18 protein-coding genes and 1 pseudogene are annotated in these 21,454 nt (G+C 62.2%); 13 read left to right on the top strand and 6 right to left on the bottom strand.

Annotation, left to right across the window (positions count from 1 at the left end):
- Positions 1 to 396: pseudogene (locus tag RTS12_RS14285) on the top strand (RNA pseudouridine synthase); the annotation flags it as partial.
- A gap of 197 nt (positions 397 to 593) precedes the next feature.
- Here the strand turns inward: RTS12_RS14285 and hemP are convergent.
- Positions 594 to 770 (bottom strand): hemin uptake protein HemP, encoded by a 177-nt coding sequence (gene hemP, locus RTS12_RS14280; protein WP_312529659.1) that lies wholly within the window; start codon positions 768 to 770, stop codon positions 594 to 596.
- A gap of 170 nt (positions 771 to 940) precedes the next feature.
- A complete protein-coding gene (locus RTS12_RS14275) occupies positions 941 to 1,930 on the bottom strand; it encodes a metal ABC transporter solute-binding protein, Zn/Mn family (RefSeq protein ID WP_312529657.1) in 990 nt (329 codons plus the stop codon).
- An 83-nt stretch (positions 1,931 to 2,013) separates the two neighbouring features.
- Between RTS12_RS14275 and RTS12_RS14270 the strand changes: the two genes are divergently transcribed.
- The 4 genes from RTS12_RS14270 (at position 2,014) to RTS12_RS14255 (ending at position 4,618) form a co-directional block, all read left to right on the top strand.
- Positions 2,014 to 2,529: a Fur family transcriptional regulator gene (locus tag RTS12_RS14270; protein ID WP_312529655.1), complete on the top strand. Its 516-nt coding sequence runs from the start codon at positions 2,014 to 2,016 to the stop codon at positions 2,527 to 2,529.
- Complete coding sequence (locus tag RTS12_RS14265) at positions 2,526 to 3,413, top strand: metal ABC transporter ATP-binding protein (protein ID WP_312529654.1); 888 nt, start codon at positions 2,526 to 2,528, stop codon at positions 3,411 to 3,413. Before RTS12_RS14270 ends, RTS12_RS14265 begins: the two co-directional genes overlap by 4 nt.
- Positions 3,414 to 3,415: 2 nt before the next feature.
- Positions 3,416 to 4,204 (top strand): iron chelate uptake ABC transporter family permease subunit, encoded by a 789-nt coding sequence (locus tag RTS12_RS14260; protein WP_312529653.1) that lies wholly within the window; start codon positions 3,416 to 3,418, stop codon positions 4,202 to 4,204.
- Positions 4,205 to 4,414: 210 nt separating this feature from the next.
- Positions 4,415 to 4,618: a hypothetical protein gene (locus RTS12_RS14255; protein WP_409455686.1), complete on the top strand. Its 204-nt coding sequence runs from the start codon at positions 4,415 to 4,417 to the stop codon at positions 4,616 to 4,618.
- A 250-nt stretch (positions 4,619 to 4,868) separates the two neighbouring features.
- Here RTS12_RS14255 and RTS12_RS14250 read toward each other — a convergent pair whose 3' ends face one another.
- The 4 genes from RTS12_RS14250 to RTS12_RS14235 form a co-directional block, all read right to left on the bottom strand.
- Positions 4,869 to 5,543: a YjbF family lipoprotein gene (locus tag RTS12_RS14250; protein WP_312529651.1), complete on the bottom strand. Its 675-nt coding sequence runs from the start codon at positions 5,541 to 5,543 to the stop codon at positions 4,869 to 4,871.
- Entirely contained in the window at positions 5,540 to 7,762 is a 2,223-nt protein-coding gene (locus tag RTS12_RS14245) for a YjbH domain-containing protein (RefSeq protein ID WP_312529650.1), read from the bottom strand. The genes RTS12_RS14250 and RTS12_RS14245 overlap by 4 nt, the downstream gene beginning before the upstream one ends.
- A 105-nt stretch (positions 7,763 to 7,867) precedes the next feature.
- Positions 7,868 to 8,806 (bottom strand): hypothetical protein, encoded by a 939-nt coding sequence (locus RTS12_RS14240; protein ID WP_312529649.1) that lies wholly within the window; start codon positions 8,804 to 8,806, stop codon positions 7,868 to 7,870.
- A gap of 305 nt (positions 8,807 to 9,111) precedes the next feature.
- On the bottom strand, positions 9,112 to 10,494 hold the full coding sequence (locus tag RTS12_RS14235; RefSeq protein ID WP_312529647.1) for an L-serine ammonia-lyase: 1,383 nt from the start codon (positions 10,492 to 10,494) through the stop codon (positions 9,112 to 9,114).
- A gap of 252 nt (positions 10,495 to 10,746) precedes the next feature.
- Here RTS12_RS14235 and dusB point away from each other — a divergent pair, with 252 nt between their 5' ends.
- From dusB to RTS12_RS14195, 8 genes are all read left to right on the top strand, one after another.
- Entirely contained in the window at positions 10,747 to 11,838 is a 1,092-nt protein-coding gene (gene dusB / locus RTS12_RS14230; RefSeq protein WP_312529645.1) for a tRNA dihydrouridine synthase DusB, read from the top strand.
- Positions 11,835 to 12,944: an ATP-binding protein gene (locus tag RTS12_RS14225; protein WP_312529643.1), complete on the top strand. Its 1,110-nt coding sequence runs from the start codon at positions 11,835 to 11,837 to the stop codon at positions 12,942 to 12,944. Before dusB ends, RTS12_RS14225 begins: the two co-directional genes overlap by 4 nt.
- An 11-nt stretch (positions 12,945 to 12,955) precedes the next feature.
- Complete coding sequence (locus RTS12_RS14220; RefSeq protein WP_312529641.1) at positions 12,956 to 14,578, top strand: response regulator; 1,623 nt, start codon at positions 12,956 to 12,958, stop codon at positions 14,576 to 14,578.
- A gap of 78 nt (positions 14,579 to 14,656) precedes the next feature.
- Positions 14,657 to 16,924, top strand: a complete 2,268-nt coding sequence (locus RTS12_RS14215; protein ID WP_409455687.1) for an ATP-binding protein — start codon at positions 14,657 to 14,659, stop codon at positions 16,922 to 16,924.
- Positions 16,921 to 18,309: a sigma-54 dependent transcriptional regulator gene (locus RTS12_RS14210; protein WP_312529637.1), complete on the top strand. Its 1,389-nt coding sequence runs from the start codon at positions 16,921 to 16,923 to the stop codon at positions 18,307 to 18,309. The genes RTS12_RS14215 and RTS12_RS14210 overlap by 4 nt, the downstream gene beginning before the upstream one ends.
- A 68-nt stretch (positions 18,310 to 18,377) precedes the next feature.
- Entirely contained in the window at positions 18,378 to 18,776 is a 399-nt protein-coding gene (locus RTS12_RS14205) for a DoxX family protein (RefSeq protein WP_312529635.1), read from the top strand.
- 57 nt (positions 18,777 to 18,833) lie between these two features.
- Positions 18,834 to 20,219, top strand: coding sequence for a Trk system potassium transporter TrkA (trkA, locus tag RTS12_RS14200; protein WP_312529633.1), 1,386 nt, complete (start codon positions 18,834 to 18,836; stop codon positions 20,217 to 20,219).
- A 12-nt stretch (positions 20,220 to 20,231) separates the two neighbouring features.
- On the top strand, positions 20,232 to 21,454 hold a 1,223-nt coding region (locus RTS12_RS14195; RefSeq protein WP_312529631.1), incomplete at its 3' end, for a TrkH family potassium uptake protein.

The following is a 21,454-nucleotide window of genomic DNA, read 5'->3' as shown; positions in this document are numbered from 1 at the left end:
TGGGCCAAGCGCGAAGACGGTGATCGTAAACCCTACGCCCCGCGTCAGGACGGTGATCGCAAGCCTTGGGCCAAGCGCGAGGATGGGGACCGCAAACCCTACGCTCCGCGTCAGGACGGTGACCGCAAGCCTTGGGCCAAGCGCGAAGACGGGGACCGCAAACCCTACGCCCCGCGTCAGGACGGCGACCGCAAGCCTTGGGCCAAGCGCGAAGATGGGGACCGCAAACCCTACGCTCCGCGTCAGGACGGCGACCGCAAGCCTTGGGTCAAGCGTGAAGACGGTGATCGCAAACCCTACGCGCCGCGTCAGGACGGAGATCGCAAGCCGTTTGCGCCGCGCTCGGGTGGGGCGCCGCGCCCGGGTGGCAAAGGCCCCTATAAGCCACGCGGCTGATTGCGCGACCAATTAAACAAGGGCCGGCGGGGGAAACTCTGCCGGCTTTTTCTTGTGATTGGCCGCGTTGATGCGCCGTGAACAATGCGGCCTTTTCTGCCCGTTGCGATCGAAAAAGGAAAAGCGCGCCCATCACTGGGGCGCGCTTTTCTTTTGGCCGTTTGGAATGAGAGAGAGGGCGGCCAGAGGTCTTGGAATTACTTGGTCAGGATCAGCTTGCCCGCACGGGTGATGCGCAGGTTATAGACCTGATCGCCCAGCACGATCAGCGCCTGATTGCCGCCGCTGGTCAATTGGGTCGCGTCATGTTCGGGCAGGCGGTGCAGGGCGGTGATCCCGGGGCGGGAAAATTCGGCAGGGCGTGTCGCGGTCATTTCCGTGTCCTTTCGATGTCGCGTTGAATTTAATCTGACTAAATCACTCTGGAATGTCAAAGGGAAATTGTCGGAAATTAAAAAGACGGCCAGAACTTGCGCTCTGACCGTCCCTTTCAGCCCTTTCTTGGATCGGAGGAATCCTGAAAGAGCATTGAAATCAATAAGGTTTATTGGTTAAGGCAATCCGCGATATTTTGCGCAAGCTTGCCAAGGGTTTCGCGGTAAAGCTCGGGACCGGGGGGCAGGGCTGTGCCCTCGGGGTCCAGTGGCTGGCCCAAACGAATGCCGCTGCCCTCGATCGCGGCGTCGATCAGACGGGCATCGTGATTTTGCTCGGCAAAGGCGCAAACCGCGCCTGAGGCGGCCAGATCGGTCTTGATCTCGCGCAGGCGCGCCGCGGATGGGGCCTGAGCATCGCCATGCGAAATCGCAATCGCCGGGGCCAGTCCGAATCGGCTGGTGAAATAGCCATAAGCGTCATGCATCACGATAAAGCTTTTGCCCTGAGCGGGGGCCAGTTGGGCGCTGATCTGCCCCTCTAGCTGGCCGATTCGCGCAGCTGCCTGACCGGCATTGCGATAATAATCGCCACGATGCTCGGGGTCCGCGGTGGCCAGATCCTCGGCAATGCCCTTCAGCCAGATCTTGGCATTGTCGGGATCAAGCCAGGCATGGGGGTCAACGCCGCTATGGCTATGCCCTTCATGGTCATGGTCATGGTCATGGTCGTGCTCATGCTCGCCATCTGGCTTGGCTTGGTCGTGTTCGGCGCTCTGATGCTCGCCGCCGGGGCCAAAGTCGCGCAATTTGGTGCCAGGCAGCGACAGCAGCTCGACCGAGGCCTTGCCCACAGCCAGATTTTCGCGGGCCCGTGCCATCCAAGGGGTCAGGGAAGGGCCGACCCAGATCAGCAGATCAGCCGCCTCGACCGCGCGCGCCTGGCTGGGGCGCAGCTGATAATCATGCGGATCCCCCCCCGAGGGCAAAAGCGCCTGAGGCTGGGCCAGATCGCCCATGACCTCGGATACAAGCGAGCTGACGATGGGAATATCGGTGACCACATTTGGCGGCGCAGCCTGGGCCAGAGGGGCGCCAAGGGTGGTTGCGGCCAATGCCATCAGGGCAACGGAAATTTGCGGCAGACAAAAGTGGGTCATTGCTCTCTCGGAACTTGCGGATCGCTGACATCTATTTATGTTATACAGTAACAAGTCAATCAAAAATGTAATAGTGTAACAAAATGACAGTCGCGCCTCCCTCTCGTCACGACCCGGTCGAACCGATCGACCCATTCGATGACCATGACCACGCCGCTTGTGCGGCCCAGACGCTAGAGCGCGCGATCCAGCAAAGCGCCGCCGATGGTGTCCGCCTGACTCCGGTGCGCAAACGCACCCTCGAGATCTTGCTCGAATCGCATCGCGCCATGGGTGCCTATGAGGTGCTCGAGCGGCTGTCTGCGGATGGGTTTGGCAATCAGCCACCTGTGGCCTATCGCGCGCTGGATTTTCTGGTGGCGCAGGGATTGGCCCATCGCGTCCAGCGGCTGAATGCCTATGCGGCATGTCTCTCGCCTGATCGCGATCATGCGCCGGTGTTTTTGATCTGTCGCTCGTGCGAAAAAGTGGCCGAATCAGATGCGCCCGAGCTTCGGCAGGCCTTGGGCAATCTTGGCGCCATCACCGGCTTTCAGGTCGAACGTGCCACGGTCGAGGCCTTGGGCCTTTGCGCGATCTGCGCCGAGGCCGAGGCATGAGCGCCCGGGAACCGAGCCGACAAGCTGCCGATACCCCCTTGATCGAAGCGCGCGGCCTGACGATTCGACCGCCGGGGAATGAAACCCCGGTGCTGCGCGACGTGGATTTCGCCATTCGTCCTGCGGAAATCGTGACGGTGGTCGGGCCGAATGGTTCGGGAAAATCGACCTTTGTTCGCGCGATGCTGGGCCATCTGACCCCGGCTGCGGGCAAGGTGACGCGCAGACCGGGATTGCGTATCGGCTATGTGCCCCAGCGGGTGCATATCGAGCAGACCATGCCGATGACGGTGTCGCGCTTTTTGTCACTGCCTCACCGCGTCGATCCGGCGCTGGCGGCGGCGATGCTGGTGCGCACCGGGGTTCCGGGGCTGGAAAAGCGCCAGCTGGTCGGGCTGTCGGGCGGGCAGTTTCAGCGTGTCTTGCTGGCGCGTGCGCTGTTGAACCATCCGCAATTGCTGGTCCTGGATGAGCCGACACAGGGGTTGGATCAACCCGGCATGGTCGGCTTTTACAAATTGGTCGAGGATGTGCGCGCCGAAACCGGGGCGGCGGTCTTGATGGTCAGCCATGACCTTTTGGTGGTGATGCGCGCCTCGGATCGGGTGATCTGTCTGAACGGCCATATTTGCTGCGAAGGCACGCCGCAAGATGTCAGCGCCGCCCCGGCCTATCGCGCGATGTTTGGCGCCGAATCCCAAGGAATGCTGGCCCTTTATCAGCATCACCACGATCATGACCACGATCACGATCACGATCACGATCACGATCACGGCGATGGTCACGGCCATGGCGCCCACCACCACCACGGACACGACCATGCCGAAGGCGGCCATGGCCATGGACAGACAACCGAAACCGCCTCGCAAAGACAGGGTCTTTGAACATGCTCGATGATTTTTTGACCCGCGCGATTTTGGCGGGGCTGGGGCTGGTGCTGGCAACAGGCGCGCTGGGATCTTTCGTGGTCTGGCGGCGAATGGCCTATTTCGGCGATTCCCTTTCACATGCCGCCATTTTGGGCGTGGCGCTAAGTTTTGTCAGCCCGGTGCCGCTTTATCTGGGCACATTGCTGGTGGCGGTCCTGATGGCGGTGCTGGTGACATGGCTATCCGGGCGCGGGCAGGCGCTGGATAGTGTGCTGGGGGTGATTGCGCATTCCTCGTTGGCCCTGGGGCTGGTCGCGGTCAGCTTTGTGCCCAATCTGCGCGTGGATCTGCAATCCTTTCTGTTTGGCGATATTCTGGCGGTCGGGCGCGGTGATCTGGGCTGGATCTGGGCGGGGGCGCTGACGGTGCTGGGCGTGCTGATATGGCGTTGGCAGCGGCTGGTCACGGTCTCGGTCAACGAAGAGCTGGCCATGGCTGCGGGCATCCGCCCGGGGTTAGAGCGGCTGATCTTGTCGATGGCGCTGGCCTTGGTTGTGGCCATTGCAATTCGAATCGTCGGCGCCTTGCTGATCTCGGCCATGCTGATCATACCCGCGGCTGCCGCGCGGGGATTTTCGCGCACGCCCGAGCAGATGGCCATCATTGCAAGCCTTTTTGGCGCCTTGGCGGTCGTGGGGGGGCTGGGGGCCAGTCTGCGGCTGGATACGCCTGCGGGCCCCTCGATCATTGTCGCCGCAGCGGCGATTTATGCTTTGTCTTTAATGGGTTGGCTTAGGAAGGGCTAGATTGGCAGCAGATTGCCGATCACCTTGGAGTGAGGGAACCTTTTAACGCCTTTGGTATGGTTGTGCTGGTGATTGCCATTATGCAACAGTTAGGGGAATGCCGCGCAGGTAATCGATCAATCCCGCTTTCCAAGTGATGCCCTTTATGCGACTGTCCTCAAGATGTTGCTGGGTACAGCAGCCTTCAAAAATACTGAACGGAGCATGATCATGACCAAATTTGCTACTTTCGCCCTCGCTCTGGGCCTGACGGCTTCGACCGCTCTTGCTGGCGGCTACGTTGCCCCGGTCGTCGAAGTCGAGCCGGTTGTTGTTGACCAGAAACCGGCGTCGTCGAACGCTGGCCTGGTTGTCCCGGCTCTGCTGCTGCTCGGCGTTATCGCCGCTGTTGCATCGGACGACGACGACAGCTAATCGCTGAACAGAACTTCGGTTCTGGACAGTTCAGGGGCCGACCATTGGTCGGCCCCTTTGCTATTTCTGCATCGGTTTGCGGCGGTGACCGCGCCCGATTGCACATCGGCGGTGGGCAAATACCAAGCTGCACTCTCGCCTCTGCCCCATCTTGTGGATGTGGCTCTGTTCAGATGAAAAAACCGGCCTAAAGGGCCGGTTTTTGCGTTTTTCAGGAAAGATGGGGCGGGGGACATCTGCCCGCCGATCATCACGGCCGCAGTGTTTGAATGGTCAGATAGCCCAATGGGCCAGCCCATTGACGCGAAACGGTGATTTGCCCAGCTTGCGAAATATAGCTGTTTTGAAAGCTGGCACCGTGGCCCGTGCAATCCTCGACCATCACGCCCGCTTTGGGGCCGGGGCCGGTCGAACAGGTGAATTCCAAGGGGCGTTCTTTGGAATCGCCACTGTAATAGCGGATCGTGCGCTGCCCTTGCCCCGCGCGGCCTGCACGGATCAGCGGCTCGGTCTGGGCTTCGGTGGTGGACATGTCATTGCCCAGCCCGCGCGTGCCGATCAGCATGCCCTGACGCAGAATAACCGCCTCTTTCGAGGGGGCCATATAGGTGCGCATGGCCCCATTCTGCCCGGTCATGGCCATTACCTGCGAGCGGCCAAGCGATTCGAAATTCACCAAGATCAGTGGCCCGGCATTGACCTGAAGTGCTTCTGCGGCCATTTGCTCGGGCGAGCGCGCGGGGGCGGGTTCAGCCTTTTTTCCACCCAGACCGAAATCGCCCGCGGTTTGCTTGGCGACCTGCCCGGCGATTGCGATCGGGCTGGTGGCGGTCGCCTCTTTGTCGTTGCCACAGGCGGAAAGCCCGACAAGTGCTACCAGCAGGGCCGAAGGTAGTGCGCGGTTACGCATAAAAGCCGAAGTCATCGCCAGAATCTCCCCCAGCCTTCATACAGTTTGACCGATTGCGCATCGCGAACCTTTTCATAAAGGCGGCCGTTGACGTTGACCTTGGCACCGCCATCGCGAGACAGCGAGCGCAGCGTGGTGCTGACACGATCGCGCGAGGGCGAACCGGTGGCCCATGCCAGCGGCACCTGCAAGGTGATGCCCTTGTCAAACGAGCCCTCGCCGAATTCCTCGGCGCTGAGGTCGGTTTTGGTGGCAAAGGCGCCAACGCGCCAGCCATTGGCGAATTCGCGGGTCAAGGTCACGGTCGCGCCCTTGTCGCCCGCCAGATATTGGCCGACATCCAGCTGCGCCGAATAGCCCGAGGCGAATTCGTAATAGAACGAGACATGGCCCGTGGTGACTTCGTAATCGCGGAATTTGAACGCATCTTCGAAGTCACGTTTGCGCACGCGGTTCACCTCGACGCCAACCGCATAGGGTGCATCGGCCGGTTTCCACAACAGCTCTCCCGAGGCGCCGCCATAGGCGCGCTCGAGCAAGCCGACGGTGACACGGCTGTAAACCTCGCGGCCGGGCTTGGCGTACCATGCCAGGGTCAGCTCGGGGATGGTGGGGCTGTGGTTGCCGGTATACATCCGCGTATCCGAACGCACGCGCGGCACGCCGTTCAGCGTCTCATAGTCCGGATTCGATACATATTCGTCGGGCGTGTAATGCTTGCCCCTACCGCAACGATCCATGCCTGGGGGGGGGATTTCTTCGCGTGTCTCTGTAGCTTGACAGGGAATCCCCGGTCCGCGCTGCTTCATCGAACCAAAGGCGCGCTGGCGCACCGAGCCGCTTAGGATCAGACCCGGCGACAGCTCGTAGCTGGCCTTCAGTTCTGCACCGACCTCATAGCGCAGCGGATCTTGTGGGTCGAAAATGCCAAGATCCAGATAGGGTGCCAGACCCCAGCGGAAACGCGGGTAAAGCCCCGGTGTCGCCACCAGATCACCCGGACGCGGATCAGCGTCGCTAAGCTGTGCGACAGCCGCGATCTGGCCCGCCTCGGTGTTTTCCAGCCGCTCGACATCCGAGCGGCGGATCGTCACCGATGAGGTCGCCATGCCGCTATTGGTCGAGGTGATCACCAGCGTTTCAACCGAAGGCGGCAGTGCGCGGGTCATCAGACGCGCGGTCCGCCCGATTGCCTCGGCTTGGTTGATATAACGGTTGTTCTGAATACGGACCTCGGCGCGATTGGCCGACAGCGCCATGGATTGCAGCTGTTGCCCCTCGGCTTTCAGCGCATCGGCCAAAGCGGTCTGGATCGCGGGCTGTGCGGTCGGATCTTGTGCCCAATGCCCGGCCCAACCCTCGGGGTCGGCCGATGGCGCGGGGCGCGGGCGCACCGGGGCGGGGGCCTTTTCCAAGCCCGACGGATAGGGCGAGTTGCGCGCATTCAGCGCAAAGCTGAACTGGGCACCGAAAACATCGCCGCCAAGGGTGTAAAGGCCCAGCTCATAGGCCTCGCCAAAGCGGTAATATGCGCCCAGATTATAGCGCCGATTTGGCGGCTCATCGCCGTTTTCGGTTTCACGCTCATAGCGGTCGTTCGAATATTCAGCGACCAGGCGCAGCTTGTCATTGGCCTGCCACGAAATCGAGCCAAAGGGCCGGGCACTGCCCGAGAACCAGTCGCGGATATTGGGGCTGCCACCTTCGTCATCGGCGTCCAGCGGGCGCTGATGGCCGCCCAAACGGCCCCAGCCCAAACCGACGCTGGCGCGAACGGAGGGGGTCAGATCCTTGGTTGCGACGATATATTCGCCGGAATAGACGCCCGTGCCCAGAAAGTCCTGAAGCCCGATGGCCACGGCCGGACGCCAGCCCTCGGCGTCAATCGCCTGAAAGCGGATGTCGAAGGAACGGTCCCAGATGTGACCCATTTTATTGTGGTCATCGATCCCCGAGACGCGGGAATAGCGCAGACCGGTGGTGATGCGCGGATGCAGCTGGAACACCACGTTGTTGCGGCGCCCCAGCTCAGTCACGGAAATCGTGCCCGAGATCGTGCCATCTGCCAGCCCCTCGGCCGTGGGCGTCTCGACGCCGCCGGGCAGGCCGTAGCTGTTCATATTCGTGCCGAGCATGGGCTCGGCCACTGCGACCCCTGTGCCCGAGGCCAGCAGCAGTGAAACCGGCAGGGCCGAGGTCAGCAATCGACGGATCAGGGGCGAGTGCAATGGCATTGGAGGATCCTTTCGGGACATTTTCCCGGAGAGGTGCGCTGGAAAGAGGCGGTCCGTCCGAAAAGACGGGCGGACCATGGGATCATCTCAGCTCGCAGGCTGAGATCAGTTCGTGGTGCCCGCAGCCGGAGCCGTCGTTTCGGCCGGTGCTGCAGGGGTTGCGGGTGCCGCCGGGGTCGGGATCACGACCGGGGCTGTCACCTGCGGGGTGGTCGGTGCCGGTGCGGGCGTTGCTGCCGGGGCAGGGGTGCTCGCAGGTGCCGTGGTTTCCGAAGCAGCCGGGGTGGTGGCCGGTGCGGTCGTGGTTGCCGGCGTTGTTGCCGGTGCCGTGCTGGAACCTGCTGCATCAGGCGTGCTGGTGCTTGCTGGTGCGGTGCTTGCCGGTGCGGTGGTTGCAGGCGTGGTGCTTGCTGGCGAAGTCGCTGGGGTCGTCGTTGCGGCGCTTGCCTCTGCGGGGGTGGTTTCCGCAGGTTTGGGCGCAGCAGCCTTGGGTGCCGCCGGTTTTGCGGCTTTCGGCTTGGCGGTGGCGCTAGAGGCCTTGATCTGCGCTTTCGGCATCGTCTCGGTCGCATCGGCGCAGCCGGTCAGCTTGGCGCCTGCAGCCGTCAGGCGTGCGGTAAAGGGATGTTTCGCCCCCGAGGCGTCGGTACATTCAGCCGATTGCACGTTCAGCGAGAAGGGCTTGCCGCTCATGACGCCGATGAATTCCACGCCGCGTGCATAGGTCATGCGGCGGGTGGTGACGCCCACCGACTTCTGGCCGGGACGCTCATAGACGACCGAGCTGTCGCCTGCGGTCGCAACCCAACCCTGACCCGAGGCGCGGAACATTTTCGTAGCCATCGTGGCAGCATCTGCCGTTGAAATTGCGCGGATCTCGCCGCCGGTTTCGATGGGCTGATCGATGGGCGATACGGTCGGGGGGCCGCTGTGACCCTGTGCGACCTCTGGCTCGGCGGTTTTCTTGAGCCAAGGCATCTCGCTGCCGCAGGCCGCAAGCGCCAAAGTCATCGACAGCACCGCAAATGCTGGACGGAATTTCATGTTGGCTGTCCCGGTTCCTAGGGGTTTTCTTTTCTTCTTGGCTACATGATGCCCCGCTTTGGAGCAAGAACTGATAGCAAAGCCTCGGCAAGCCTGCGCCGAGAATGGGGCCTAAAAGCCCCACTCGCCTTGTGATTGTATGTCCTTGGATCAGGCAAACTTGCGCGCTGGCCTGCGGGTTTGACCCATGGTCTGGGCCACAGTCTGGCCCATAGTCTGGCCCCGAGCCTGGCCATTGGGCCTGCCCCTACGGTTTGCGCCTTTGGCGCTGGTCCGTGGGGCAAAGCCCGGCCGTGCATTTGGCCTCAGCAGTTGGGGACGTTGACCGCCAGCCCCCCCAAAGAGGTCTCTTTGTACTTTTCGGACATGTCCTGGCCGGTCTGGCGCATGGTTTCGATCGCCGCATCCAGCGGTACGAAATGCTTGCCATCGCCGCGCAGGGCAAGGCTGGCGGCAGAAACCGCCTTGATCGCGCCAAGGCCGTTGCGCTCGATACAGGGGACCTGCACCAGCCCCTTGACCGGATCGCAGGTCATGCCAAGGTGATGTTCCAGCGCAATTTCAGCCGCATTTTCGACTTGCTCGACCGTGCCGCCCAAGACCGCAGCCAGCCCCGCTGCAGCCATTGCCGCCGCCGAGCCGACCTCGGCCTGACAACCGCATTCGGCCCCCGAGATCGAGGCATTGTGCTTGACCAGCCCACCAATTGCCGAGGCTGTCAGCAAGAAATCGGGAACCTGACGCTCGGATGCGCCGGGCACATGGTCCAGCCAATAGCGGATGACGGCAGGCACGACGCCCGCCGCGCCATTGGTGGGGGCGGTGACAACCTGTCCACCTGCGGCATTTTCCTCGTTCACGGCCATGGCATAGGTCGACATCCAGTCGTTGATGACATGGGGTGCGGTCAGGTTCATCCCGGCCTCTCGCTTGAGGCTTTCCAGAATGGCGGGCGCGCGGCGGCGGATGTTCAGCCCGCCGGGCAGCGTGCCGCCCGTGCTAAGGCCGCGGTCCATGCAATCGCGCATCACCTGCCAGATCTTCATGATCCCGTCGCGGATTTCGGCATCCGAGCGATAGGCGCGCTCATTTTCCATCTTCATCTGCGCGATGGATTTTCCCGATTTCTCGGCCATTTCAAGCATCTCGCTGGCCAGCGAGAAAGGATAGGGCACGCGGGGCGTGGCGTCGGTGCGCGTGTCATCGCCTTTGGCCGCCAGCTCTGCCTCGGTCATGACAAAGCCGCCGCCGATGGAATAATAGGTTTCCTGCAAGATGACGTCGCCCTGGCTGTCAGTGGCAAACAGCATCATGCCATTGGCATGGCCGGGCAGCGCGCGGTCATAGTCAAAGATCAAGTCGGTTTCGGGGTCAAAGCTGAGAACCCCCAGATCCTTTGGCGTCAGCTCGCGGGTCTGGCGGTTCGCCGCCAGTGCCGCTTCGGCCTTTTCGGCATCCATTGTCGCGGGCTCGAATCCGGCCAGACCAAGAATGGTCGCGCGATCGGTGGCATGGCCTTTGCCTGTAAAGGCAAGGCTGCCATGCAGGCTTGCGCGCAGGCCATGGGCCTTAAAGGGCTGCGCGCGCAGTTTGTCGAGAAACCGCGCCCCCGCGACCATCGGGCCCATTGTATGGGACGAGGACGGGCCGACCCCGATTTTGAACATGTCGAAGACCGACAGGAACATGGCATCTCTCCTTCACTTCGGCACATTGGCCGTGGGGCCAACTTGCCTAGACTATTTATGGCTTGCCAGCAAAGATGCGACGGGTTCAAAGCAAAGCTGCGACATTTGGCCGGTACGGGTCCGCTATTCCAATGCCTGTTTTTCGTGCACTATGCACTTAAATCGGGCAAAAACATCCGTCCAGCCGGAATCGCTGTCCGCCCTGTGCCGCGCGCGCTTTTCCCGGCTGTGGCACGAACTTACGAGATAGTCATGACCTTGCCCGACCCGATCCTTCTTGGCGATAGCCCGCTTGGCGCCCCGGTTTTTCTGGCGCCGATGGCAGGGATCACCGATCTGCCCTTCCGCCGCGCGGTGGCGCGCCATGGGGGCGCAGGGCTGATGGTCAGCGAAATGGTGGCCTCTTCCGAGATGGTGACGCCACGTCCCTCAAATCGGGCCTCGGTGCGGGCCAAGGCCTTGACCGAGGGCGAGCTGCCCGTCTCGGTCCAGATTGCGGGCCGCGAGGCCGGGGCGATGGCTGAAACTGCACGGATCGTGGCGGGAATGGGCGCGCGGATCATCGACATCAACATGGGCTGCCCTGCCAAGAAGGTCACGGGCGGGCTGTCGGGCTCTGCCTTGATGCGCGATCTGGATCATGCCTTGCGGCTGATTGATGCCGTCGTCGGCGCCGTTGATTTGCCGGTCACGCTGAAAATGCGGCTGGGCTGGGACAGTGATTGCCTGAATGCCCCCGAACTGGCGCAGCGCGCAGTCGCGGCAGGGGCGCGAATGATCACCGTTCACGGGCGCACGCGCGCGCAGTTCTATACCGGACAGGCCGATTGGACGGCAATCCGTGCGGTGCGCGATGTTTTGGCGGGTGCGGTCCCGCTGGTGGCCAATGGCGATATTGTCGATGCGGCCTCGGCCCGGCACGCGTTTGCGCAATCGGGGGCTGATGCGGTCATGGTGGGGCGGGGCGCGCAGGGCGCGCCGTGGCGGCTCGCACAGATCGCGCATGAGCTGTGGGGCACAAAGCCACCTGTGGTGCCGCAAGCGGGCGCATTGGCGGATGCGGTGGCCTGTCATTACGAGGATATCTTGTCGTTTTATGGCGAGACCCTTGGCCTGCGCGTGGCGCGCAAGCATCTGGGCTGGTACGCCGAGGCAAATGGCGCCCCCAATCGTGCCGAACTGTTGCGCGCACCCGACATCGCCGCCACCTTTGCCGCCATTCGCGCGGGATTTGCTGATGCCGCTGGTCCACATGCGACGGTTGGCGCAAATGAAACAGTCGCCCCAGATGCCAAGGCTCCCGACGCGGCCGCGCAAGCATTGGCCGAAAGCCTGCCCTCATGACCCCCTTCATTCCCGCCCAGATCGGACCAAACTGGTCCAGATTGCCCCTAGCGGCGCTGATTATCGACAGCGAGGGGCGGATTGCGGGAATGAACGATCTGGCCGAGCCGTTTTTGAACCTGTCCGCGCGCTCAAGCCTTGGCCTTGAGCTGCAGGGCGCAGCTTTGGAAACGCGGCTGCGTATTTTCCCGCCACTCGGGCCGATGCTGGCGCGCGCACGCGACGGCCACGAGGCCTTGACCCGAACCGGGGTGCGCTTCGAGATCGGCGACCGGGCGGGTGGGCATATCGATCACAGCGCCACCATCCATCTTGGTCCCGTGGCCAGCCCGGAAGGCGGCGTGATGATGCTGATCGCCCCAACCGATGGCGCAACCCGCCTGGGGCAGGGGATGGCGGTGCGCCTTGCGGCGCGAACCGCGATCGGCATGGCGGATATGCTGGCCCATGAGATCAAGAACCCGCTTGCCGGTATTCGCGGTGCTGCACAGCTGCTGGCGATGAACCTTTCCGCCGAAGATCGGGATCTGGCCGATCTGATCGTCGAGGAATCGCGCAGGATCGTTGCGCTGTTAGAGCAGGTCGAGCGCTTTGGGGACACGTCGGCCCCCCGTTTCGCGCCCGTCAACGTCCATGACGTCCTTGAGCGTGTTCGCCGTTCGGCGCTGGTGGGTTTTGCCAAGAACATGCGCCTGATTGCAGATTACGACCCCTCGTTGCCGCCAGCCCTGGCCGATTGCGATCAGCTGGTGCAGGTCTGCATGAATTTGGTCAAGAACGCCGCCGAGGCATTGGCGCGGGACGGACGTACCGACGGGACGATCCGGCTGCGCAGCTTTTACGACGGTGCCTTGCGCATCGCCCCCAGCGAGGAACGCCCCGCGGGTCTGTCTTTGCCGCTTCAGATCGAGATCGAGGATGACGGTCCCGGCATCCCCGAGGCCATTGCTGATCAGGTCTTTGAACCTTTCGTGTCGGGGCGTGAGAACGGCACGGGTCTGGGCCTGGCCCTGGTCAGCAAGATCCTGACCGATCACGGCGCCTGGCTGCAGGTTGATTCACGACCCGGACGCACGATTTTCCGTATCTCTCTAGCCAAAGCGTGAAGGAACCCCAGATGGATGGAACCGTTCTGATTGCCGATGACGACCGTACCATCAGAACGGTTCTGACGCAGGCCTTGACCCGCGCAGGCTGTCGGGTTCACGCCACTGGCAGCCTGACCCAGCTCTTGCGCTGGGTCGAGGAGGGCAGGGCCGATCTGGTCATCACGGATGTGATGATGCCCGATGGCAATGGCATCGACACGATACCCGCCATTCGCGCATTGCGTCCTGATCTGCCCGTGATCGTGATCTCAGCGCAAAACACCATCGTCACCGCCATCCGCGCGACCGAGGCCGAGGCCTTTGACTATCTGCCCAAACCCTTTGATCTGCCCGATCTGATGGCGCGCTCGGCCCAGGCATTGGCGCGGCGCCCGCGTAGGGTGGTGACGGGTGGCACAGGTCCAGGCGGCATCGGGACAGGCGGCCCCGGGATAGGCGGTACTGGTGCAGGTGCAGGGGCCGGGGTAAGTGCTGGTGGGGCACAGGCGGGCGCCAGCGGCGAAAGCACCGATCCCCAGCTGCCACTGATCGGCCATGCCCCGGCGATGCAAAATCTGTTTCGCATGGTGGCACGTGTGCTGAATGCCGATCTGGCGGTGATCGTGGCCGGCGAGGCGGGCGTGGGCAAAACCATGGTCGCACGCTCATTTCACGATTTCTCGGACCGCAAAAACGCGGGGCTGGCGGTGCTGACCTCGGCCGATACGGGCGAGGGCGCAATTCAGCGCGCGGCCGAGCGTGCCTGGGGCGGAACCCTTTTGATCGAGGATCCGGCCTCTTTCGACAATGCCGCGCAAGCACGGCTGATCGGCTTTATCGAGGCCTGGGAAACAGGGGCCGATCGGGTCCATGCGCCGCGCCTGATTGCCACAACCTCGGCCGAGCCGCAGGCCGATGTGGCAGAAGGGCGGCTGCGGGCGGATCTGTATTTCCGGCTGGCGGGTGTCACCATCACCGTGCCGCCCTTGCGCGCCCGCGTCGATGACATTCCCCCGCTTGCGCGCCACCTGCTGGCACGCGCCGCAGCACAGGGGTTGCCACAGCGCCAGCTGTCGGATCAGGCGATGGCGGTGGTGCGCGCCTATGCTTTTCCCGGCAATGTGCGCGAGCTGGAAAACCTGATGCGCCGATTGGCACTGACCGCTTCTGGCCCCGAAATCTCTTTGGCCGAGGTCAAGGGCGCGCTGGCGCAAGCCATGCCGATGCCGCTTCTGGCCCCGGCTGAAATGGCGCATCTGGGCCAAGGTGGGACGACTGCGCGTGGCGCAGATGGGCGCAGCCATGACGGGAAAACCCGTGCGAGCCATACGCATTTTCGCAATATGGCCGATGGCTTGCCCCTGTCGACGGATGGGCGCAGCGACGCCGAAACCGGCGGATCACCGCTGGCTCAATCGGTTGAAATGCATTTGCAGCGATATTTCGACCTGCATGGCGACCAGCTGCCCCCGCCGGGGCTTTATGACCGCATTATCAATGAGGTCGAGCGCCCCTTGATCGAGTTGGCCCTGGATGCGACTGGCGGAAATCAGCTGCGATGCGCTGATCTTTTGGGAATAAATCGCAATACACTGCGCAAGAAGCTGACCGAACTTAATATCGAGGTGACAAGACGCCGTAAGCTGATGTAAAACCGCCACAGATGACCGCGAATTAGTCGCAATGAGGTCACAACTTAACCGCGAGAAGCGGTGGCGGAGACAGAGCAGTTGACGGGAACGTTGTCGAGACGAACCTGGGACCGGCTGGAGCGCCTTCGGCGCCAACGTCGGCTTCAGAATTTCTCAGCGGTAGGATTGGCGGTCCTTGGACCCGTCCTTGCTGCGCTGACCTTTTTCGTTATGGGCGAGATTGGTCGCGAAACCGGCGGCGATACGGCGCTGCGCCTCGTGCTGCTGGCCGATTTGATCTACTTGATCTTGCTGACAGGTCTGGTTGCTGCGCGCATGGTTCAGATCGTGGCAGCGCGGCGCAAATCCGCAGCGGGGTCGCGGTTGCATATGCGACTGGTCGGCGTTTTTGCGGCAGTGGCACTGATCCCGACCGTTCTGGTAGCGGTTTTCGCGGGCCTGACCTTTACCATCGGGCTTGAGGGGTGGTTTTCAAATCGGGTGCAATCGGTTGTCTCTAGCTCTTTGGCTGCGGCCGAGGCCTATCAGGATGAGCATCGCCGCGACCTGACCAATGATGCGCAATTGCTGGCCGATGCCTTGCGTCAGGCCGCGCGCGCCAATCCGATGCTGGATGATGGCGAGATGCGCCAATTGCTGGGGCAGGGGCAGGCGCTGATCCAGCGTGGCCTGCGCGAGGCCTATGTCATCGACGGGCGCGGCACGATCCGCGCCAGGGGCGAGCGCAGCTATCAGTTCTGGTACGAGCCGCCAAACCAAGAAGAATTCGACGAGGCCAGCGCCGATGGCATGGCCTTGATCGAAGATTGGCCCAACAATGAATTTCGCGCGCTGGTGCCATTGTCGCCGCTGGCGGACCGCTTTCTTTACGTGACCCGCGATGTCGATGGCAGCCTTTTGGGGCTTTTGGATGACACGCGCAAAACCGTGGGCGACTATCAACGTCTCGAGCAAGAGCGCGGGCGAGTTCTGTTCGAATTTTCGCTTCTTTATCTGGGCTTTGCGCTGTTGCTGGTCGCGGCGGCGATCTGGCTGGGCCTGTGGTTTGCCGAACGGCTGTCCCGCCCGATCGGGCGCTTGGCTGCCGCCTCGGTTCAGGTTGGCGAGGGCAATCTGGATCTGCAAATCCCCGAGGCTGACACCGGGGATGAAATTCAGACCCTTGGCCAATCCTTCAACCGGATGACCCGGCAATTGAAGGCCCAACGCGTCGAATTGCTGCAAAGCTATGGCGCGGCCGAGGAGCAGCGCCGCCTGTTTGATTCGGTGCTGTCCTCGGTGACGGCGGGGGTCATCGGCCTGGATGCGGCCGGCGAGATCGACTTTCTGAACCGTTCGGCCATGCGCGTGCTGGGGCTTGAGCCTGTCCGCGATCACGACCGGCTTTTGGCGGATGCCGTGCCGGAATTCGCCGCCCTATTCGAGCGGCTGTCGCAGGGTCAGACCGTGGCCGAGGTCGTGCAGGACGAGATCCGGCTGTCGCGCAGTGGGCAGATCGAAAGCCTGCTGGTGCGCATCGCGGTGCGGCGCGGCGCGGCTGGCGGCCTTGAGGGTTACGTCGTGACCTTTGATGATGTGACCGAACTGGTGTCGGCCCAACGCATGGCCGCTTGGGGCGATGTCGCGCGCCGCGTTGCGCATGAGATCAAGAACCCGCTGACCCCGATCCAGCTTTCCGCCGAGCGCATCAAGCGCAAGTTCAGCAAGGTTGCCGGGGACGATCTGGAAGCGCTAGAGCAATACACGGGTGTTATCATCCGTCAAACCAATGACCTGCGCCGGATCGTCGACGAGTTCTCGCGCTTTGCCCGGATGCCGGAACCTGACCGCAAGGAAACCGATTTGGCCAAGCTGCTGCGGGACGCGGTGGTGATGCAGCAAGATGCACTGCACGGCGCCTTGCAGGCCGATATTCCCGCCGAACCGGTCAAGGTCGATTGTGATCCGGGGATGATGAACCAGGTCTTTACCAACCTTTTGAAAAATGCAGGCGAGGCGGTCGAGGAATACCGCGCCAATGCCCCTGATGGCTGGCATCCGCAGATCCGCCTGAGCATGGAAGTCGCACCCGACAATGTCACGGTGCGCATCATCGACAACGGCCCCGGACTGCCCGAAGATCGGTCTCGGCTGTTTGAGCCCTATGTCACGATGAAGCCCGGCGGAACCGGGCTTGGTTTGCCAATCGTGAAAAAAATCGTTGAAGAACATGGCGGAAGCCTGATTCTGACCGATGCGCCCGAAGGGCAGGGTGCCATGGCCGAGGTTCGGCTTTTGCGAGAAAGACAGGCTGTCCGCACGGCAAACCGGCGGCAACACAAACCCGAGCAGGAAACAATAAAATGAGCGATATTCTGATTGTCGACGACGAAAAGGACATCCGCGAACTGGTCTCGGATATCCTGCGTGACGAGGGCTTTGCCACGCGTCTGGCGGCGAATTCCGATCAGGCCATAGCGGAACTTAACACCGCTGAGCCGGCATTGATGATCCTTGATATCTGGCTGAAGGACAGCAAGATGGACGGGATCGACATTCTTAAACAGGTCAAGCGCAACAATCCTGATGTGCCTGTCGTGATTATTTCGGGACATGGCAATATTGAAATCGCCGTCGCCGCAATCCGTCAGGGCGCTTATGATTTTATCGAAAAGCCCTTTAATATCGATCAGTTGATGGTTGTGATCACGCGCGCGATGGAAACCAATCGCCTGCGCCGCGAGAACGCGACGCTTAAGCGTGGCGATGCGCGATCGGCAGAGATGCTGGGCCAATCCACCGCGATCAAACGGTTGCGCGATCAGCTGGATAAGGTCTCCAAATCCAACGGCCGCGTCATGCTGACCGGCGAGCCGGGGGCGGGCAAAGAGCTGGCGGCGCGCTATATCCACGCCAATTCGCCGCGCGCGCATGAGCCTTTCATCGTCGTCTCTTCTGCCACGATCGAGCCCGAGCGTATGGAGGACGTGCTGTTTGGTCGCGAAACCCCCGAGCGCGGTATCGAAACCGGCCTGCTGGAACAGGCCCATGGCGGTGTCGTCTATTTTGACGAGGTTGCAGATATGCCCTTGGGCACGCAGCCCAAGCTGCTGCGCGTCTTGACCGAGCAGCAATTCACCCGCGCGGGTGGTACCGATAAGGTGCGCGTCGATTTGCGGGTCATTTCCTCGACCAATCGCGATCTGACCACCGAAATCTCGGCGGGGCGTTTCCGGCAAGAGCTTTATGATCGCCTGAACGTCGTGCCGATTGCCGTGCCTTCGCTGGCCGAACGTCGCGAGGATATTTCGATTCTGGCCGAGCATTTCGTCGAGGAATTCCACGGCGCGCAAGGCCTGCCGCAGCGCGAATTGCCCGAAGAAACCATAGCCGCGCTGCAGGCGATGCGCTGGCCGGGCAATATCCGCCAGCTGCGCAATGTGATCGAGCGGGTGCTGATTCTGGGCGATGGCAGCGGGCCAATCCAACCGGCGGAGCTGGAAACCCAAGGCACCAGCGGCTCTAGCAGCGAAGCTTTGGCCTTGGGGCCGCAGATCACCAGCCTGGCCCTGCGCGAGGCGCGCGAGCTGTTCGAACGCGAATATCTGATCTCTCAGATCAACCGGTTTGGCGGCAATATCAGCCGTACCGCGCAGTTCGTGGGCATGGAGCGTTCGGCGCTGCACCGCAAGCTTAAGTCGCTGGGCGTTGTGGGTGGCGTTCGCGTCGAAGAAGAGGTGATGGGCAAATAGGCCTTTCGCATTTGGTCGCTCGGTGAGAGGGTTGTATCTTAACGACAACCCCTTGCCGGGACGCCCAAATGGATCTTACACATTACACCCCCTATATGCTTAGCCTGCTTCGGGTCATGGTGGGCCTGCTGTTTCTGTGCCACGGCACGATGAAGCTGCTGAACTATCCCCAGTCGGACCTGCGCCCGGCGATGTTCTCGGTCTATTGGATCGCGGGTATCTTCGAACTGATCTGCGGTGCATTGCTGACGGTCGGCCTGTTCACCGAGCCGGCGGCTTTCCTTGCCTCGGGCGTTTCGGCCTTTGCCTATTTCATCGGCCATGCGCGCAAGGATTTCTATCCGATGTTCAATGGCGGCGAGGCAGCAGTTCTGTTCTGTTTCGTTTTCCTGTATTTGACATTCGCGGGGCCTGGACCGATCAGCCTTGATGCGCTGATCGCGATGTTCACGACCTCGACGCCATAATAAATCGCGGCGGCACCGCTGGTGCTGCCATAAAGCAAGGCCGGGACCGGAACCGATATGAAGATCATCATTTGCGGCGCTGGTCAGGTCGGCTGGCATATCGCGCGACATCTGTCGAATGAACGCAACGACGTGACGGTGATCGACACCAATGCCGAGCTGATCCGGCGTGCGACCGATGCGCTGGATGTGCAAGGGGTGACGGGCTTTGCCAGTCACCCGGACGTTTTGGACCGCGCAGGGGCCCGAGATGCCGATCTGGTCATCGCCGCCACCCATTCTGACGAAGTGAACATGGTGACCTGTCAGGTCGCCCATACCGTCTTTCAGGTGCCGCGCAAAATCGCGCGGCTGCGCTCATCGGCCTATCTTGATGCAATCTATTCCGATCTTTACCGCACCGATCATCTGCCGATCGACGTGGTCATCAGCCCCGAACGAGAGGTCGCGCGGGCGGTATTGCAACGCCTTTCTGCCCCCTCGACCTTTGATGCCGAGACCTTTCTTGAGGGCAAATTGCATTTGCTTGGCATCGCATTAGAGGGCGATTGCGCGGCCCTGAACACACCGCTGCGCCAGCTTGATGAGATGTTTCCGACCCTGACGGCGATTGTCGCGGGGGTGCGTCGCAATGGTAAGCTGTTCGCGCCGGATCCGGGCGATCAGCTGTTCGAGGGCGATCAGATCTATGTCTTTACCGGCGCCAGCGACGTAGATCGCACGCTGGAAATCTTTGGCAAGCCCCCGGAAAAACAAGAGCGCGTGGTGATTATCGGCGCAGGCAATGTCGGCTTGTCGGTGGCTCAGGAACTTGAGCGCCGCCCCGAACGCATCCGCACCCGCCTGATCGAGCGCGACCGCGACCGCGCCGAAGAGGCCGCCGATCAGCTTGACCGCACCATCGTTTTGCACGGCGACGGGCTGTCGGCGGAACTGCTTGAAGAGGCCGGCGTGCCGCGCGCGGATGCGGTGGTTGCCGTGACCGAAGATGACAAGACCAATATTCTTGCGGGCGTGCGCGCCAAGCAGGCGGGGGCGCGTCTGGCGATCTCCTTGGTCAATGACCCGACGATGATGCCGCTGATGGGTGCGCTTGACATCGACGCCTTCATCAACCCCCGCGCAACCACCGTCTCGACGATTTTGCGCCACGTCCGGCATGGTCGTGTGCGTGACATCTATTCGATCGGCGATGCCGAGGCCGAGGCGATCGAGGCACAGGTGTTATCGACCTCTCCGATCTCGGGGCGGGCGGTGCGCGACATCGATTTTCCCGAAGGCGCGCTTTTGGGCGCGGTGCAAAAGGGCGGTCCGAATGGCAAGGTCGTCAAGCCACATGGCAATTTGCGCATCGAAGAGGGCGATCTGGTCGTGATCTTTGCCCTGGCCAAGGATGTGCCCGAGGTCGAGCGGCTGTTGCAGGTCTCGATTGACTTCTTCTAAGGGACGGGCGCCGTGAGCATTCTTGATCGCCTTCCGTTGATGGTCATCCTTGCCGGGATCGGCTGCTTGGCGATGCTGGTGCCGGCGGGCTATGCCTCGGCATTGAACGACAGCGAACTGGCCTCGATCTTTGCGATGTCGGGGCTGGTGATGTTCGTGCTGACGCTGGTGACGGCGATTGCCGGACTGGCGACACCTGCGGGGGATACGACGCGCGCCATGCTGCTGACGGTGGTGGGGGCAATGACGATCCTGCCCGCGCTTTTTGCCGTGCCAATGAGCTATGCCTTGCCTGACACCGGCTTTTTCAACGCCTGGTGGGAGATGGTTTCCTGCCTGACCACCACGGGCGCCACGCTTTACTCGGCCGAGGCCCTGCCTGCGCCCTTGCATCTGTGGCGTGCGCTGGTGGGCTGGATGGGCGGTCTGTTCATGCTGGTAGCGGCGACGGCAATTCTGGCGCCGCTGCGCATCGGCGGGTTTGAAATCATGGCGGCCCCCTATGGCCGTGCCGAGCGGTATGAACATCTGCCGCGCTCGGATGTGCCGCGCGAACAGCAGGGGCATTTGTCGTCGCCCGCCTTTCAAAGCGAGTTGATCGATCCGGTCCAGCGCGTCTTGCGCGTTGGAAAGGCGGTTTTGCCGATCTATCTGGGTCTGACGCTGGCCCTGTGGATGATGCTTTTGATGCTGGGTGATCCGGGCCTTTTGGCGCTAAGCCGCGCGATGGGCACGCTCTCGACCAGCGCCATTTCGCCCCTTAGCTCGGGCACCGGCAGCAACAGCGGCGTTCCCGGCGAGATGGTGATCTTTATCTTTATGATCCCGGCACTGTCGCGGCGGTTCTGGCCCGGTGGCGGCGAGCTGCGCGCCAGTGAAAGCTGGCTTGATGACCCGGAATTGCGCCTGGCCGGGCTGGTGGTCAGCGTCGTGGCAATTGTGCTTTTCGCGCGCCATTTCATCGGTGCTATCGAAATCGGTGCCAAGGGCGAGGGGCCGGTCTCGCGGCTGGACAGTGCCTTGGGTGCGGCATGGGGCGGGCTGTTCAACGGGCTGAGCTATCTGACGACGACCGGATGGAATTCGGTGCAATGGCAAGGGGCACGCAGCTGGTCAGGGCTGACCTCTCCGGGGTTGATCCTGGCGGGGCTTGCCTTGATGGGGGGCGGTGTCGCCACGACGGCGGGCGGGGTCAAGCTGTTGCGGGTCTATGCGCTGATGCGCCATAGCGAACG

It is taken from the genome of Paracoccus sp. (in: a-proteobacteria), from assembly GCF_032007265.1.
In the GTDB taxonomy this organism is placed as follows: domain Bacteria; phylum Pseudomonadota; class Alphaproteobacteria; order Rhodobacterales; family Rhodobacteraceae; genus Paracoccus.
The sequence above is the reverse complement of the archived record's forward strand: the minus strand, read 5'-3'. Positions and strand labels throughout refer to the sequence as shown.

Bases quoted from the DNA above. Each gene is read 5' to 3' on its own strand.
- RTS12_RS14225 (WP_312529643.1), top strand. From the start codon at position 11,835: ATGACCCCCTTCATTCCCGCCCAGATCGGACCAAACTGGTCCAGATTG.
- RTS12_RS14265 (WP_312529654.1), top strand. From the start codon at position 2,526: ATGAGCGCCCGGGAACCGAGCCGACAAGCTGCCGATACCCCCTTGATC.
- RTS12_RS14275 (WP_312529657.1), bottom strand. From the start codon at position 1,930: ATGACCCACTTTTGTCTGCCGCAAATTTCCGTTGCCCTGATGGCATTG.
- RTS12_RS14210 (WP_312529637.1), top strand. From the start codon at position 16,921: ATGAGCGATATTCTGATTGTCGACGACGAAAAGGACATCCGCGAACTG.
- RTS12_RS14235 (WP_312529647.1), bottom strand. From the start codon at position 10,494: ATGTTCCTGTCGGTCTTCGACATGTTCAAAATCGGGGTCGGCCCGTCC.
- RTS12_RS14240 (WP_312529649.1), bottom strand. From the start codon at position 8,806: ATGAAATTCCGTCCAGCATTTGCGGTGCTGTCGATGACTTTGGCGCTT.
- RTS12_RS14260 (WP_312529653.1), top strand. From the start codon at position 3,416: ATGCTCGATGATTTTTTGACCCGCGCGATTTTGGCGGGGCTGGGGCTG.
- RTS12_RS14255 (WP_409455686.1), top strand. From the start codon at position 4,415: ATGACCAAATTTGCTACTTTCGCCCTCGCTCTGGGCCTGACGGCTTCG.
- RTS12_RS14250 (WP_312529651.1), bottom strand. From the start codon at position 5,543: ATGACTTCGGCTTTTATGCGTAACCGCGCACTACCTTCGGCCCTGCTG.
- RTS12_RS14220 (WP_312529641.1), top strand. From the start codon at position 12,956: ATGGATGGAACCGTTCTGATTGCCGATGACGACCGTACCATCAGAACG.
- RTS12_RS14205 (WP_312529635.1), top strand. From the start codon at position 18,378: ATGGATCTTACACATTACACCCCCTATATGCTTAGCCTGCTTCGGGTC.
- hemP (WP_312529659.1), bottom strand. From the start codon at position 770: ATGACCGCGACACGCCCTGCCGAATTTTCCCGCCCCGGGATCACCGCC.
- RTS12_RS14245 (WP_312529650.1), bottom strand. From the start codon at position 7,762: ATGCCATTGCACTCGCCCCTGATCCGTCGATTGCTGACCTCGGCCCTG.
- RTS12_RS14270 (WP_312529655.1), top strand. From the start codon at position 2,014: ATGACAGTCGCGCCTCCCTCTCGTCACGACCCGGTCGAACCGATCGAC.
- trkA (WP_312529633.1), top strand. From the start codon at position 18,834: ATGAAGATCATCATTTGCGGCGCTGGTCAGGTCGGCTGGCATATCGCG.
- dusB (WP_312529645.1), top strand. From the start codon at position 10,747: ATGACCTTGCCCGACCCGATCCTTCTTGGCGATAGCCCGCTTGGCGCC.